This window comes from Niabella beijingensis, assembly GCF_020034665.1.
Taxonomy (GTDB): Bacteria; Bacteroidota; Bacteroidia; order Chitinophagales; family Chitinophagaceae; genus Niabella; species Niabella beijingensis.
Genome location: NZ_JAIQDI010000001.1, coordinates 2,538,639 through 2,552,867, shown reverse-complemented (window position 1 = coordinate 2,552,867; position 14,229 = coordinate 2,538,639). Strand labels below are relative to the sequence as shown.

Here is a 14,229-nt window from a genome sequence, read left to right as displayed (position 1 = left end):
CTGGCCCCTCATCCCGCTGGGGCGTGATTCGGGGAGCTCATGCCGCTTGGGGCGGCATTCGAAAATAAAAACAATCCTATGAAGCAAGAATATAAACCCGTTAAAAACAAAGGCGGCAGGCCGTTTAAGGCTATTAAACGCAATGTAGTGTTGACGCTCAAGTGCAGCAGGTATGAGCAGGTGAGAATTGCTGGTAACGCTAAAAAAGCGGGAATGTCCTTATCCGAATTTTTACGCTCAATGGGGCTGCACGGAAAAATTGTCGTAACAGAAAAAGCATTGCCCAAAGAAATTTTATTGCTTACCGGCACCCTCAATCACATGGCAGCAAACCTGAACCAGCTTACAAAAAGGCACAACAGCGTGATGGATATTTTAACGCCGGTAGATCGTGCTGCGCTGGATATTTTGTCAAAAGAGTTGAAGGGAATTGCAACTACTATAAAAATATATTTACAATGATCGCTACGATAACCATAGGGAAATCGTTTGCCCATTGTATTGGTTACTGTTTGGAAGATAAGCAGAAACTGACCGATGAAAAGAAAAAAGAGCTGACGGCCGGGGATGGTTTACGCCATAAAAACCGGGCGGAGATCCTGGCCTATAACCAGTGTTATGGTAATAAAAAGGAGCTGGCCGAACAGTTCAGCGATGTAAGAAAGCTGAGCAAACGGGTAGAAAAACCCGTGTTGCATGCCTCTATCCGGTTGGCTCCGGGAGAAACACTTGCCCGCCACCAGTGGTTATCCGTTGCAGAAGAAATGGCCAAAGAATTAGGTGTTGCCGGTAACCAATACCTCGTCGTTCAGCACCACGACACCAAAGAGCAGCACATTCACCTGGTAGCGAACCGGGTGGGCTTTAACGGAAAGGCCGCCAGCACCAGTAATAATTTTTACAAAATGGACAAGCTCTGCCGGACATTGGAAAAGCAGTACGGACTTACAGCCGTGCTCAGCCCCAAACAATTTTTACCAAAAGATCAGCGGTTATTGCCGAGACATGACGTCCGGAAAGAAAAAATGAAGGAAGACCTGAAGCATTGTCTCAGGCAGGCAACAAGCCTGGCTGACTTCTGCGGGAAGATGGAGCAATTGGGCTATACTGTTATCAAAGGGCGGGGAATTACATTTATTGATGACAAAAAAGTGCAGGTAAAAGGCTCAGAGCTGGGCTATTCCTTAGCCACCATTGAAAAGATCCTGTTGGCAAAACAGGTGCTGCAAATAGGACCGGATGGGCAAAAAGCTGATAAACGCTTGTCATCGCACACACCTTTTATACCTGGGATACTTGATTCGGGATTAATCGATATGAGTACAGCCGGCACCCAGATCGCGAGCGCCGCAGCCGACCTGATGGCCGAACTTTTTAAAACCTATTACCCCGCACCGGACAAACTGTCTGCAGCCGAGGCCATGAAACAATACTACCGCTACAATAAAAAGAAGAAGAAAAAACGCGGCTTTGGCATTTAGTAAACTTTTCTAAAAATAGAAATCTATATCATTATGGAAGAAAAAATAAACACAGAGGAAAAAGAATCGGTACTATTTGTATTGAACGAATTTTCTGAAAGGTACCAGGAAAGCAACAAAAATATTGCGGCCCTGACGGGTGAAGTTAAAGAGCAGCATGGGAAAATTCAACAGGTTATTGAGAACCTACAGCAGCTGAAACTCACCGAAAATAATACAGTGGTAATAGTTCAAAAGGAAGCAGATAGATTGGAACGTATTATCGGCAACCAGAATTTTCCTGCTAAGGAAATTGAAGTACTGCGCCGTGAATTATCTGTTGTTCGTGAGCAGTTAGCTGAGCCGCTGATTCAAAAACTGGAGCACCACCATCATGTACATAAGATCATTGTAGCTACCGGGGCTCTTTTTGTTACCGTCTGCCTGCTTTGCTGTGGGTGGTACAACACCAATCAAAAGCTGGGGCAATTCCAGGAAAATGATACCAAGTACAGGCTCATCCGGCTGGATACAGCCCTCGTTCCAATGCAGCGTTATCTGGACAAAGTGGATCAAATTTATACATGTAATCCAAAATTGAGGGATTCGGTTATAGCACAGGAGGAGGAAAATAAAAGAAATATGGAGCGACTGGAAAAAGCGTATCGTATGAATCAGGAAGCGGAGAAACTGCGGTCCGGCGTAAAGCAACGTCAAAAATCTGTAGGCACAAATAAATAACTGTCCAGCAAAATATTGAGTAATGAACAATCTGTAATTACCTGGCCTTCATGTTCCGTAAATGATTTTTTAAAGAGTCCAAATCTATTGCTTTACGCCGGCTTTTGAAAATATATTATTTGACTATGCCATTAATAAAGCGTATCTTTAATACAGTTACAGATACAGTTAAACATTCGCGGGTTATCACTCCCTTCCTTTCTCCTCAAAAGTGACTCTTTTTCAACAAGGTTTTCTGCATTCCTGTTTTACGAATAGTAGTATGACTATTTTAATTTTTTTTGTTGCGCTGTGGTATCTTTCACTGTTCAGCCAAACCTTTTTTCAGCACCGGTATGCAGCACATGGAGCATTCACGATGACTAAGTTCTGGGAGCGTTTCTTCTTTCTGTTTTCCTATATTACACAAGGATCTTCATATATGAGCCCACGGGCGTATGCTATCATGCACCGGATGCATCATGCTTATACAGATACAGAAAAAGATCCGCATTCTCCAAATTTTTCTTCCAACATTTTCAGTATGATGTGGCGTACCAGAACCATTTACTCAGGTATTGTACACAACCGTTATCCCGTAGAGCCAAGATTCGTAAGGAACTTACCGGAGTGGGGAGGTTTTGACCACTGGGCAAACTCTCCACTGTCACGTCTGCTTTGGGTGGCAATATATATATCCTTCTTTTTAATCTTTGCATCTTCTTTCTGGTGGTTTTTATTGCTCCCTGTTGTTATTACGATGGGCGCGTTTCATGGTGCGCTGGTTAATTGGTTCGCCCATAAATACGGATATATAAATTTCAGACTCGGAAATACGTCGCGCAACTTGTTAGTAGTGGATGTGCTGATGCTGGGGGAATCGTACCACAATAATCATCATAAAAAGCCTTCTTCTGTAAATTTTGGCAGCCGCTGGCATGAAATTGATCCGGTATATCCTATTATTCTGTTATTAAAACGATTGCGCATCATACATTTTTCAAAAAAGACAACGCATCTTAAGACGTGATGCCTCTTCCTTGTTTTATGTACAAATTAAATACTTTCTATGTCTAAAAATCAATTTCACGCGGCTAGCAGGCTGACAATTCTCAGCGGAGATAAAGAAATTATATCTGCCAAAATTTGTTTTACCAGCAATGCGATCGCTTTATTAAGCAACTATGCGGCAACCGGAGCTGCTATACATTTAGACGATTGGGAAGGGTATAAAGAACTAAGGAGCGGATCTTTCTACTATATTGTTACCGGCATTAAAAAAGCGGCTATTTCCGCTTAGGGATAGTGTGTTTAGCATTTCTTGACCGAGCTTCTTTAACTCCTTGCTTACTGATTATAGCTTTAATAATCCCTTTCAACCTGATAAAATGATTTCTATGACCAATAATAAAATAACAACAGCACAGATCGCTTTACTGCGGAAGGGGGATATCATACGCAGATTTCCTTCTAACGGAGCACCAGAAGAACAGTTTGATGAGACATGTAAAGAAAATACGGATGCCTTCGAAATCCGTTCTATAAATCTTAAAAATGATATGATAGAGCTAGTGACGCCGAGTGATAGCCGGGTGATTTTTTCCTCCCCGGGTGATATCAGTCATTTGTTTATTAAATCCTACAATCTCGTTGCACAAGGGATTTGGTGGATGTAGCGTAAAATTTTATTCCTGATTATTTCATTCTTTCTCTTTAGCCTCATTTTTAACAAAAATATTTATTACAATGAACATGTATGTTTCGAATCTGGGGATTCATATTTCTGATGCAGATCTTCGTGGGCTTTTTAATCCATTTGGAACAGTATATTCTGCCAAAGTAATTACGGATAAGATCAGCGGCAGAAGCCGGGGCTTTGGATTTGTGGAAATGGCTTCCGCTTCGGAAGCTGCGATGGCCATGCATACACTGGATGGCAAAGAGGTTAAGGGAAAAAAAATTGCCATTTCCGTAGCAAAAGAGAGATAGGAGCTGACTGATAAAACAAAAATGGTAATTAACAGGCAGAAGGTGCCAGTCACCTTTGTCTTGTTTACGTAATCATGACATAAGAGTTCGCGTTTCATATTATTTTTTAAAATAAATATTCATAAATAGCATGCATTTCAAAAAACAAGACCTGGCAGGTACTCATTATACCTGGAATAACGGGCGGCATACTTTTAGCGGTGAGCCTACCCGCAGAAGATTTGATAAGAATAATGGAGACCAGGTTCTTTTCCTGATCAATTTCTATGCATCGCTAGCCGGACCAGTGAGCTTGTATGAAGGCCGGATTATTGAACAAACAATCACACGGGACCTGCCGGATATGGCAAAAAGTGAAGTGTCTGCCTTTAACTGGATCAGGAGGAGTGCTTTTACTCCTCGTTAGTATTTGTCCGTTATATTAAGGTGCGCTTTCCTGTTTCCGTGTTTGCTGCATAATGAAACATAGGCGTTGTTGAAAAACAAAGTGTTCTTATAATGTAGAAAGCAAGATTTTTTAAAATCAACCAGGATAACTTCATTATTGCCGAAGCCCGAAAGTAATTTCAGAAGCCTTATTCGGCAACCACATAGGTCAATAACTGCATAGCTATTACCGGAAAATATCCTTGCTTGGTTGTATACTGCCAACCGGAGCGCTCTGTCTTAAAAAATTCTCCCACTTCTCGATTACTAACGTATAGTCGATAATGTCTGGAATTCATTCTCCTACTTCTTCTCAGCTCACCGAAGATTGTTTTCCCTTCAAATTCAAATTGAACCGGAATGCGCATGGGTTTTATATGATTTTCTAAAGTCGTTGTTCCCCACGGAATGAATTAAAACCACTGATGGTTTATTTTACGTTATATGTGTGCATGTCTTCCCGGGATTTTTTGAATGCGTTTCTTCATCAGGGAAATGGCTTGCGCTTCCGTTTCGAATGTATTATTGATATTGACCAGGTTCCTGGCCAATTTATCGTACCGCTTCGTCATTAGGTAATAAAAAACGTGGAGATAGTGAATTCCGTCAAAGATAATGGCTTTTTGACGGGCGAACTCATCCTGTTTTTTAAAGAATTCCAGCGGCATTTCTGTGTAATGCATTCCCGGCCTTAAGTGATGTATGATATGATATCCATCATTCCAGCAGGTATGATTATATGGTGTATTGATACAGTTAATAGCATTGGTATAGATATTTCCGGGATTTTCATTGTCGATAAAAGAATGTTGCGCCCAGTTTCCCAGCATCATAACCAATCTTGCAAAGAGTAAAGGAAATACAAACACGATCAGAGTTGCTTTCAGATTTAAAAAGCAAAGTACAATACAAAAAGCGATATAGCTGCATTCTCCTACTGTCAGACGGGTATATAATTTTTTCCGCTTGCGGGTGTATAGATACTGAAAAGTTTCTATTACACCTTTAAAAAGAAAGTGGAAGAAATAAAGTAAAAAGCCCCTTAAGCTATCCCGTTGATAGGGCATAGTGCTACTGGAGTCTTCCTCATCATTGTTTTCGACATGATGCATGCCCATGTGATGGCTAAAGTAGCTTTCTGGTGTATGCCCGAATAACGGGCAAATGATCCAGCTGATGTAGCCATGAATTTTTTGCTGATATCCGGGCTTGAACATTTTCCTGTGACACAGGCAATGAAACATCAATCCGAAGCGACCTTTAAAATAGAATTGAGAAAAGTAAAAATAAACAAGGGCTGTCAGCCACCAGATCCATCCGCTTAATAGGGGTGTAAACAGTAGCACTGCTACAGGAAGTATAAATAGGTGGATCCGGGTCAGCAGGTATAGAAAGGGCAGGTCTCTTTTATCGTTCATAAAGCCCAGCCAGAATCGTTCATAAGAGTTAAACCGGCTCTTGTCCGTATAAGTAGGATCTGTTAAATCGGATAATACTTTCATCAGAATATTTTTTGTTACTCAACGATTGGCAAACCGTTTTAATGATCTGATGTAAATTCTGAGCACTTACCTGACTTATAGAATGCTGCTATACTGTTTTATGCAAACACTAATGTAGCATTAACACCAAAGCTTTAATCATTACGGTTGTCATTAGTCAAATTTTTTTTATATAAAAATAAGGGGGCCAATCTCCCCCTTATATTGGTTATCTACCACCTTCTTTTATCAGACCGGTCTTCTCTTTGATTAGCAGCAGAAACGTTGATCCTGCGGCCTTCAACATCCTTTCCGTCCAGTTCTCTCATTGCTAAAGCGGCATCCCCTAAAGAACCCATTTCCACGAAACCGAAGCCCCGGCTCTTACCAGTGGCCCTGTCCATGATTACTTTTGCTGAGGACACCTGACCAAAAGGTCTGAAAAGTTCGCGTAAATCATCGTCTGAGGCATAAAACCCCAGATTAGAAACATACATGTTCATTGTAATAAATATTTTTGTTAAAAATGAGGCAAAATGAAAGCGGCAAAAAAGAGGAGAGGAGAAATAAAAACTATTGTGTAATAGATATTGTAACTGATCTTATCCTAGATGGTGGCGTATTTATGCCCGTATACTTTATGAAGGTAATACATTTCGGGTGTAACAACTAATTTATTTTATCAGCTAACGATATAGGGCTCATGCGCCCGTAATGCACTTTTATTGTGTTATTAGGTCGGCTATTGAATGTAACAAATTTCAACTGCCTGTTAATTGCTGATCCTAAGCCTTTCACAAATAAGCAGAAGCCGGAAAAGGTATATGTGTACCTTTAAAGGATGGTTCATCAAAATCTTCTGATTGTCCTGGTTCTGTTCTTTTTTATGGTGCTGTTATATCTTTTAAGTGAGCGGGTGAAGATGTCCTATCCTATTTTTCTAGTAATTGGCGGCCTTAGTATTTCTTTTGTGCCGGGCATTCCTAATGTCAATATTGATCCCGATATCGTCTTCCTGATATTTCTACCTCCGTTGCTTTTTGAAGCAGCCTGGAATACTTCCTGGAGGAGTTTTCTGACCTGGAAGCGTTCCATTTTCTCGATGGGGTTTGGCCTGGTGTTTTCCACATCTCTGGCCGTTGCTTATTTATCCATAATGATCATCCCTGATTTTACGCTCGCGTTGGGTTTTTTGCTAGGTGGCATTATCTCGCCTCCGGACGCCGTAGCAGCTACTTCTATATTAAAGGGAATGAAAATGCCGAGGAGTGGCCTTACTATTCTGGAAGGAGAAAGCCTTGTAAATGATGCAGCTTCTCTAACTGTTTTCAGGTTCGCAACAGTTGCCATACTGACCAATCAGTTTGTTTTTAGAAAAGCGACAATCGATTTTGCAGTGCTTGCATTTATGGGCGTTGCTGTAGGGCTTGTTGTGGCCTATTTACTGTTCTGGATACTTCGTTCATGGGCAAAATCATCCCGTATGACTACCCCCATAACTATTATTGCTCCATACCTGATGTACGTTATTGCAGAAGAATTTCACTGGTCCGGGGTACTTGCTGTAGTTAGCGGAGGACTGTATCTGTCTTCCCACGCAAAGGATTTTCTTAATTACCGTACACGACTTCAAAATAAGGAGGTATGGAATATATTGGTTTTTTTGCTGAATGGCTTTGTCTTTATCCTCATTGGTCTGGAACTGCCTATGATCGTGGAAGGGCTTGGAAGTTATTCCCTGAAGGAGGCTATTGGATATGGCCTCCTTATTAGTGGCATTGTTATATTGATCAGAATTATCCTGGTTTATCTCACCTTTTTCCTGCCTCGTCTCCTGAGCAGCAGCATAAGAAGAAAAGAACCAACGCAGGGATGGAAGCTTCCGTTTATTATTGGCTGGGCCGGTATGCGCGGAGTAGTTTCACTGGCTGCTGCCCTTACTATTCCGCTGACAATGGATAATGGGAGCAGTTTTCCACACCGTAACCTGATCTTGTTTATTACTTTTGTGGTAATCCTGATAACGCTGGTTTTTCAAGGCCTTACCCTGCCCGTTTTCTTACGGATTCTTAAGGTGGAGGACGCAAAGGAGAACCTTCTCCCAAATGAACAGATGGATGCCATTCGGTTACGCCTTGCCAGGCAGTCGGCCACATACCTGGAATCCAATTATTCGTCAGAAATGGCGGAATACAGCTCTATACAACGCATCATGGAACAAATTCGCAGAACTATTAATGCAACTGCGGCAGGTAAAGAACAAGACGAAAAAGACCTCCTGGATTCAGCCCAGGATCTCAATAAAAAGATTCTGCTTGAGCTATTGCAACTCCGGAGGTTGGGGCTGCACAGCATACATGAGGAAAATCTATATGATGAAGAGGTGATAAGAGATCTGGAGAACAACCTCGATCTGGAGGAATCCAGGCTAAATAAGCGTTGAAAGTTATTCTTAAAACCTAGGGCAGGAATGAGTTCGCGTACGTCATAATTACTTAACACGGCTTTTAAAAAATGCAGCCTTCGCTGAACCTGCCAATAGAATAACTGTCAGCACCTCACTGCTTTAGATAGTTTCCCGTGTTTCGGATTGGAACAGTAGGGTTTTTAAGCACTCTGCTTTTCTGCCATAGATTACCCTCTGTGTTAGCTTGCATATTGTAAGTCGGGCATGATATTTAAATTATCAGGATGGGAATAGTAGGTACATTTGCAGCAGAAGGCATTAACGCCAACACCGCTCTTTTGAAATTATATATTAAAAATATGGTTTGTATCCGTTGCAAAATGGTGGTGAAGGATGAACTTGTTAAATTGGGGTTGCATTACGCATTAATAGAGTTGGGAGAGATAGAGGTTATCGAAAATATCACCAATGAACAACGTGAGTTTTTGAAGATAGCGCTATTGAAATCGGGGCTTGAACTTATGGATGATAAAAAAAGCGTACTGATTCAAAAAATAAAAAATGCCATTATTGAACTGGTTCATTATTCAGAAGACCCCTTGGCTGTTAATCTCTCCGGCTACTTAAGCGATAAGCTGCATTACAATTATACCTACCTGGCTAATCTTTTCTCCGAGGTGCAGGGGATAACAATCGAAAAATTCTTTATTGCGCATAAAATTGAGCGTGTAAAAGAATTACTGGTATATAACGAGCTAAAGCTTACTGAAATTGCTTATCTGATGCATTATAGCAGCGTGGCCCATCTGTCTAATCAATTCAAAAAGGTGACAGGACTTACCCCCTCTCATTTTAAGCAGCTCAAGGATAAACGGCGGTCGATGCTGGATAACTTATAGCGGACGATTTTCTTTAATTTGGTTATGTGTGAATTATATAACCTTTTCGCAAATAGCTGTAAGAGATAGGATATTTAATAAAGCGATATTTGCGTGTATTTGTTTTGTTGCTATTTAATCATCATTGTTATGTCATTACCCATTGGTTTTGTGTTAATTCGTTCTTTTTTGTTTCGAAAGAATAACATCCCAATTTTAAGGGAAGCGAGAAGAAATGAAAATGCAGGTCTCTTTGAAGCGGCGATAAAAGATTACGAATCAGCTCTTGTTGAATTAAAGATGATCAGATTTCACCATGCCTTAAAGGATAAAATTTCCAATAAAATCAAACTCCTGCACACAGTCCTGGACTATCATAAAAACATGCAGTTCATCCGGTAACGCAGTATTGTCTGAACCAATAAAAAGTAATTTATATAAATTTAAAAAAATGAAATCAGCAATTGAGGATAATGCCTCAACCGCATTGGGGGAACAAACCATTCCTAAACGGTTTATTTCTGTATTGGCACATGAGATCCGGAACCCATTGACGAATATCAATCTATCGCTGCATATTTTAAAATCGGGAATTTCTGATGACCGATTGATTCCCTTTCTGAATATTATTGACCGGAGCTCGGAAAGGATTGATGGCCTCCTAAAAAATTTACTTAATTTCCGGGATACAGATGAACCAACCGAACAATATAATGCCGTTTATAAGTTATTAGATGAGGCACTGGCCCTCACTGCCGACAGGATTCTATTAAAGCAGATTAAAGTAAATAAAAATTACGACAAACAGCGCTGTGCAATTATACTTAACAGGTCTCAGATGTGCCTCGCCATTACCAATATTATCATCAACGCAATTGATGCTATGCCCACAGATAATGGCAAATTAAGTCTTTTGACAAAAACAATTGATGAGGGATATATAATACAAATAGAGGATAATGGCTGCGGTATTTCTAAAGATGATCTGAAGAACATTTTCAGTCCGTTTTTTACAAAAAGACCAGGAGGACTGGGGTTAGGACTGGCAGTTGCTTACGATATACTGATTTCTAATCACGTAAAGGTAAAAGTAGAATCAGAATTACTAAAAGGCACCCGGTTTATTCTATTATTTAAAAAACCTTTTTTCATCGTTCCGGAAATCGCTGATTGAATTATAGATGTATCCGATAAAAATCGGCGTTGATGATGAGCGGCCAAATTTATCTGTTCATTGATTTTTTAGCTTATAGCCAGGTAAGTGCAATCTACCTACTGTCCTTTTATAAAAGATCCGGCACAGGAACGTTTCTGATAGCAACAATAAATGATTTTATTAAGTCTCTCCGAAGCCATTACCTGTGAATGATGTAACTTTTTAGAACAAGTGTGTAATAACCTGCCGTATAAATAACTGCACCTTTGATTTGTGAAAATTCTTTCACAAAATAAAATTTCTAAAATGAATACAATGAACGACAAAGCAAATAAAAGCTTTAAAATTACGGGGGATTGGTCTGTACAATCTAAAAATCTTAAAACTAAATTTCCACAACTGACAACGGATGATCTTAAGTACGAAACAGGAAAGGAAACAGAACTTGTTAAAAGAGTTTCTGCAAGACTTGATAAAAAGCCGGAAGAGGTAATGGGAATCATTGCAAAGGGGAACCTCTCTAAATTATAAACCATCCTGTGTTATCCATATACAATAAAACACCCATTATTGTAACACGTTGAGATACGTGAAAAAAAATGGCAGGTCTTAACCCCCCTGTCATTTTTATTAAATTTATTGGTATTAAACTCTCTAGCATTGGAAAATCCGGAAATAGAAAAAGCTAAGGTCTTCATTATTGTCGAAATATTGGAATATATTCCCAATTCGGTTGTCATCAAAACAATTATTCGAAAAACAACCGGAAACGTCAGCGCTGTTTCATTTGATTCCGGAGAGGCGCTGTCTGAAAAAACATCTCCCTTTGATACTTTTATTCAGATAATAGATGGAAGGGCTGAAGTACTGATCGATGGCAATTCAAGCTTGCTGCAAACCGGTCAATCCATAATCATTCCGGCCCATTCCCGGAATACTATAAAAGCGAATGAACGTTTTAAAATGATTTCAACAATCATCAAGAGTGGCTATGAACAATAGACGCTCATTCAGGCTGCTTGTAGCGGCAGATGACCTGGCGCTACAGCAATGAAGATCAGGTGATATTGAAGTGGAAAGGAGGAGATCATTTTTATTTCATTGCTCCAAATATATGTATGTAAAGCAGAAACAAGCTTGGTTACGTTCTGGTTGGGATTAATGGATTCATTTCTTAGGTATTGAAAAGATTATGAAACACTAATGGTTTTTTTTATGACTAATCAATTTTCAAATTCAAAGAGCAATACAGTGATGTTCAATGATTTTGCGCATTCGGGCAAGAGTTTAAAAAAGTTTATCCGTTCCGGAAACATTTTTACCATTATGCTATTAGATACAACCATCATTCATTACAATGCAGCTCCGCATGCTGATAAATTTGATGAGTGGCTTTGTAAACATAACGTGGAAAACATAAAGCAGAAAGAATAACGTTAATTACTGCAATGTATATTGCAACTGGTCGCCTCTCATTTGTGAATATTTTATTTCGTCAGGTGTTTATTACTTTTCATTAGCTAAATATGAACCCTATGGGAATTTTATCCCGGATCATTACAATAATTGTTGGTATTGCCGGAGCTTTATTCTGGTAGTTGTGGGCTCGTTTATTTACTGTGGATTTATAGTATAGCCGCGTAAAAGGAATCCAGCATAAGATAGCAAAAGGCGGAAAATAGAATTGAGTGCGGTCATTTAATATTACTGATGAACAACGGGATTTTTTGGAAACAGCACTATTGAAATCGGACTTGAACTATCAGATGATAAAAAGCATTTTAATGTATGAAAAAGATATTTACCGTATACAATACGCTTATTTTCTTCCTTATTCTTGATATATTATGGATTATAGCATTGATAATATTTGTGCTGCTGAAAGTGGATTTCAGTTAAATCGTAATGCCTGTTCAGAAAAGTGTTGTCGGCAAAGCTGCAACGCAGATAGCAGAATCACCCGCAGACCTCGTAGCCGACTTATTTAGCGCCCTTTATCCATCGCTAGAAGCTACGGCGGCATAGCATCTGCTGCAACGGTTATTGCAAAAGTACAGAGCGATAAAAGAACCTTGACCGATTGAAAAACAGGGCCCTATAAATCAGGAAGCGGACAAACTGCGGTCCGGCGCGCGGCAATTGCAAAAAGTTATTGATCACAAATAGCTATTCAGTAAAATTTTATTTAATGCATCGTCTTTGGTACCAGGCAGAAACCAGTGCGAGGTTATTTAGCCCATAGCTGGTTTTGAGAGAGAACCTTTTTCCTTTTCGGATATTTTTTACACTGACAGCCCTAAATTTGGCATAGAAATTACATCCCGGTTAAATGAAAGAGAACTTAATACAAGCTTCCGCAGAGCCGCTAATTAACTATTTTAATGCATTGATCCCTTTAAATGCAGAGGAAACCAACCTAGTTACTTCGCTTTTCAAACCGCGGCTGTATCGCAAAAGGCAATATGTGCTCCAGGAAGGAAATGTATGCAATGAATTTAGCTTTGTTGTTAGGGGATGCTTGCGGATGTATAAAATTGACGATAAAGGGAACACACATATTATCCAGTTTGCTGCAGAAAATTGGTGGACGGTAGATATTGGCAGCTTTCATGGCAGAAAACCATCGGCATTAAATATCGACGCCCTGGAAGACACTATGCTTTTACAGATCAATTATGACAACCTGATTTTGCTTTATACCCAGGCACCCAAATTTGACCGGATCTTCCGGGTGCTCATAGAAAACAGCTATGTCACGCTGCAAAATCGCCTTTTGCAGAACATTAGCTCCACCGCTGAGGAACGTTATCTTTCCTTTATGCAGGTATACGCGCACCTGTCCAACCGCTTGTCACAAACGCAGATCGCTTCCTTTTTAGGCATTACGCCAGAGTTTTTAAGCCGGTTGCGGAATAAGATGGCGAAGAAAAAGTCTTAAACTAGATCAATACTGTTTCTTGATGGAGGTCATTGGAGCGATGGTCTGTTCGTGCTGAAATTTGCCATGTTAAATTCATTGTATTATTCAAAAAAAGAAACAGTATGACAACAATATCTAAAGTAGCCATAATAGGCTTGGGCAATATCGGACAGGTAGTAGCGGCTAACCTGGCAAAGTCCAATCGCTCCTTTATTGCTGCGGACAGAAACATAGCAAAAGCCAAAGAACTTTCAGCACAATGGGGCGTTTCAGCCAGGCCGGAAGAAATACCGGCTGCCGTAAAAGAGGCTGATATTGTGGCTCTTTCGATTCCTTTTGGCTCCATTGCAGGATTTATAAAGCAATATGCAGGGGATTTAGAAGACAAAATCATTGTGGATCTCTCCAATCCCATTGCGCCTGATGAAAATGGCGGGTTTAAAAAAATTATTGCACAAAACGAATCAGCAGGCAAAATTAATGCAGCTTCGCTTCCCCGTAATGCAAAGCTCGCAAAAGCCCTCGGAACCTTGGGTGCGGCGTCATTGGCTAATACTGCGTTTCAATCGCCCGAAAGATCCGTCCTTTTTTATGCTACAGATGATTCCAGTATTGATGGCCTGGTGGAGCAATTGATCCTTGATACAGGCTTTGATCCGGTTCGTGTTGGAGGACTTGATCAGTCCATGCGCATTGAGGTATTTGGTGATCTTCACGAATTTGGTGCGTTAGGTAAAACGGTAACAGCATCAGAAGCAAAAAGTGTTCTATAACCCGGTTAAAAATAAAATC

General features: G+C 40.2%; 19 protein-coding genes. 17 read left to right on the top strand and 2 right to left on the bottom strand.

Translation table 11 applies throughout. The features are described from left to right. Positions 1-78: 78 nt before the first annotated feature. From K7B07_RS10660 to K7B07_RS10625, 8 genes are all read left to right on the top strand, one after another. Positions 79-462, top strand: coding sequence for a plasmid mobilization protein (locus K7B07_RS10660; RefSeq protein ID WP_223709505.1), 384 nt, complete (start codon positions 79-81; stop codon positions 460-462). Further along, positions 459-1,481: a relaxase/mobilization nuclease domain-containing protein gene (locus K7B07_RS10655; protein ID WP_223709504.1), complete on the top strand. Its 1,023-nt coding sequence runs from the start codon at positions 459-461 to the stop codon at positions 1,479-1,481. Before K7B07_RS10660 ends, K7B07_RS10655 begins: the two co-directional genes overlap by 4 nt. Positions 1,482-1,514: 33 nt before the next feature. Then, entirely contained in the window at positions 1,515-2,201 is a 687-nt protein-coding gene (locus tag K7B07_RS10650) for a hypothetical protein (RefSeq protein WP_223709503.1), read from the top strand. 262 nt (positions 2,202-2,463) lie between these two features. After that, positions 2,464-3,210, top strand: a complete 747-nt coding sequence (locus K7B07_RS10645; protein ID WP_223709502.1) for an acyl-CoA desaturase — start codon at positions 2,464-2,466, stop codon at positions 3,208-3,210. Between the two features lie 39 nt (positions 3,211-3,249). Continuing rightward, positions 3,250-3,480, top strand: coding sequence for a hypothetical protein (locus K7B07_RS10640; RefSeq protein ID WP_223709501.1), 231 nt, complete (start codon positions 3,250-3,252; stop codon positions 3,478-3,480). 97 nt (positions 3,481-3,577) lie between these two features. Further along, complete coding sequence (locus K7B07_RS10635; protein WP_223709500.1) at positions 3,578-3,856, top strand: hypothetical protein; 279 nt, start codon at positions 3,578-3,580, stop codon at positions 3,854-3,856. Positions 3,857-3,926: 70 nt separating this feature from the next. Further along, positions 3,927-4,169, top strand: a complete 243-nt coding sequence (locus K7B07_RS10630; RefSeq protein ID WP_223709499.1) for an RNA recognition motif domain-containing protein — start codon at positions 3,927-3,929, stop codon at positions 4,167-4,169. A gap of 130 nt (positions 4,170-4,299) precedes the next feature. Beyond that, on the top strand, positions 4,300-4,575 hold the full coding sequence (locus K7B07_RS10625; RefSeq protein ID WP_223709498.1) for a hypothetical protein: 276 nt from the start codon (positions 4,300-4,302) through the stop codon (positions 4,573-4,575). 460 nt (positions 4,576-5,035) lie between these two features. Here the strand turns inward: K7B07_RS10625 and K7B07_RS10620 are convergent, their stop codons facing one another. Beyond that, the gene (locus tag K7B07_RS10620) at positions 5,036-6,097 is read right to left on the bottom strand and encodes a fatty acid desaturase family protein (RefSeq protein WP_223709497.1); all 1,062 of its coding nucleotides are present in this window, start codon (positions 6,095-6,097) and stop codon (positions 5,036-5,038) included. Between the two features lie 212 nt (positions 6,098-6,309). Further along, complete coding sequence (locus K7B07_RS10615) at positions 6,310-6,579, bottom strand: RNA recognition motif domain-containing protein (protein ID WP_223709496.1); 270 nt, start codon at positions 6,577-6,579, stop codon at positions 6,310-6,312. A gap of 338 nt (positions 6,580-6,917) precedes the next feature. Between K7B07_RS10615 and K7B07_RS10610 the strand changes: the two genes are divergently transcribed. The 9 genes from K7B07_RS10610 (at position 6,918) to K7B07_RS10570 (ending at position 14,210) form a co-directional block, all read left to right on the top strand. Beyond that, entirely contained in the window at positions 6,918-8,519 is a 1,602-nt protein-coding gene (locus K7B07_RS10610) for a Na+/H+ antiporter (RefSeq protein ID WP_223709495.1), read from the top strand. A gap of 248 nt (positions 8,520-8,767) precedes the next feature. Further along, the gene (locus K7B07_RS10605; protein WP_223709493.1) at positions 8,768-9,382 is read left to right on the top strand and encodes a helix-turn-helix domain-containing protein; all 615 of its coding nucleotides are present in this window, start codon (positions 8,768-8,770) and stop codon (positions 9,380-9,382) included. 129 nt (positions 9,383-9,511) lie between these two features. Continuing rightward, complete coding sequence (locus K7B07_RS10600; RefSeq protein WP_223709491.1) at positions 9,512-9,763, top strand: hypothetical protein; 252 nt, start codon at positions 9,512-9,514, stop codon at positions 9,761-9,763. A 49-nt stretch (positions 9,764-9,812) separates the two neighbouring features. Then, complete coding sequence (locus K7B07_RS10595) at positions 9,813-10,535, top strand: sensor histidine kinase (RefSeq protein ID WP_223709489.1); 723 nt, start codon at positions 9,813-9,815, stop codon at positions 10,533-10,535. Between the two features lie 297 nt (positions 10,536-10,832). Then, the gene (locus K7B07_RS10590) at positions 10,833-11,048 is read left to right on the top strand and encodes a hypothetical protein (RefSeq protein WP_223709488.1); all 216 of its coding nucleotides are present in this window, start codon (positions 10,833-10,835) and stop codon (positions 11,046-11,048) included. A gap of 129 nt (positions 11,049-11,177) precedes the next feature. Beyond that, complete coding sequence (locus K7B07_RS10585; RefSeq protein ID WP_223709487.1) at positions 11,178-11,519, top strand: cupin domain-containing protein; 342 nt, start codon at positions 11,178-11,180, stop codon at positions 11,517-11,519. 213 nt (positions 11,520-11,732) lie between these two features. Next, the gene (locus tag K7B07_RS10580) at positions 11,733-11,951 is read left to right on the top strand and encodes a hypothetical protein (protein ID WP_223709485.1); all 219 of its coding nucleotides are present in this window, start codon (positions 11,733-11,735) and stop codon (positions 11,949-11,951) included. 895 nt (positions 11,952-12,846) lie between these two features. Then, positions 12,847-13,455, top strand: coding sequence for a Crp/Fnr family transcriptional regulator (locus K7B07_RS10575; protein WP_223709483.1), 609 nt, complete (start codon positions 12,847-12,849; stop codon positions 13,453-13,455). Positions 13,456-13,559: 104 nt separating this feature from the next. Then, on the top strand, positions 13,560-14,210 hold the full coding sequence (locus tag K7B07_RS10570; RefSeq protein WP_223709481.1) for an NADPH-dependent F420 reductase: 651 nt from the start codon (positions 13,560-13,562) through the stop codon (positions 14,208-14,210). Positions 14,211-14,229: the final 19 nt, after the last annotated feature.

What these genes read in the sequence shown, in the direction of transcription:
- K7B07_RS10615 (WP_223709496.1), bottom strand. Translation starts at nt 6,579, where the DNA reads ATGAACATGTATGTTTCTAATCTGGGGTTTTATGCCTCAGACGATGAT.
- K7B07_RS10570 (WP_223709481.1), top strand. Translation starts at nt 13,560, where the DNA reads ATGACAACAATATCTAAAGTAGCCATAATAGGCTTGGGCAATATCGGA.
- K7B07_RS10635 (WP_223709500.1), top strand. Translation starts at nt 3,578, where the DNA reads ATGACCAATAATAAAATAACAACAGCACAGATCGCTTTACTGCGGAAG.
- K7B07_RS10590 (WP_223709488.1), top strand. Translation starts at nt 10,833, where the DNA reads ATGAACGACAAAGCAAATAAAAGCTTTAAAATTACGGGGGATTGGTCT.
- K7B07_RS10575 (WP_223709483.1), top strand. Translation starts at nt 12,847, where the DNA reads ATGAAAGAGAACTTAATACAAGCTTCCGCAGAGCCGCTAATTAACTAT.
- K7B07_RS10645 (WP_223709502.1), top strand. Translation starts at nt 2,464, where the DNA reads ATGACTATTTTAATTTTTTTTGTTGCGCTGTGGTATCTTTCACTGTTC.
- K7B07_RS10630 (WP_223709499.1), top strand. Translation starts at nt 3,927, where the DNA reads ATGAACATGTATGTTTCGAATCTGGGGATTCATATTTCTGATGCAGAT.
- K7B07_RS10655 (WP_223709504.1), top strand. Translation starts at nt 459, where the DNA reads ATGATCGCTACGATAACCATAGGGAAATCGTTTGCCCATTGTATTGGT.
- K7B07_RS10620 (WP_223709497.1), bottom strand. Translation starts at nt 6,097, where the DNA reads ATGAAAGTATTATCCGATTTAACAGATCCTACTTATACGGACAAGAGC.
- K7B07_RS10660 (WP_223709505.1), top strand. Translation starts at nt 79, where the DNA reads ATGAAGCAAGAATATAAACCCGTTAAAAACAAAGGCGGCAGGCCGTTT.
- K7B07_RS10595 (WP_223709489.1), top strand. Translation starts at nt 9,813, where the DNA reads ATGAAATCAGCAATTGAGGATAATGCCTCAACCGCATTGGGGGAACAA.
- K7B07_RS10610 (WP_223709495.1), top strand. Translation starts at nt 6,918, where the DNA reads ATGGTTCATCAAAATCTTCTGATTGTCCTGGTTCTGTTCTTTTTTATG.
- K7B07_RS10605 (WP_223709493.1), top strand. Translation starts at nt 8,768, where the DNA reads ATGGGAATAGTAGGTACATTTGCAGCAGAAGGCATTAACGCCAACACC.
- K7B07_RS10625 (WP_223709498.1), top strand. Translation starts at nt 4,300, where the DNA reads ATGCATTTCAAAAAACAAGACCTGGCAGGTACTCATTATACCTGGAAT.
- K7B07_RS10580 (WP_223709485.1), top strand. Translation starts at nt 11,733, where the DNA reads ATGACTAATCAATTTTCAAATTCAAAGAGCAATACAGTGATGTTCAAT.
- K7B07_RS10640 (WP_223709501.1), top strand. Translation starts at nt 3,250, where the DNA reads ATGTCTAAAAATCAATTTCACGCGGCTAGCAGGCTGACAATTCTCAGC.
- K7B07_RS10600 (WP_223709491.1), top strand. Translation starts at nt 9,512, where the DNA reads ATGTCATTACCCATTGGTTTTGTGTTAATTCGTTCTTTTTTGTTTCGA.
- K7B07_RS10650 (WP_223709503.1), top strand. Translation starts at nt 1,515, where the DNA reads ATGGAAGAAAAAATAAACACAGAGGAAAAAGAATCGGTACTATTTGTA.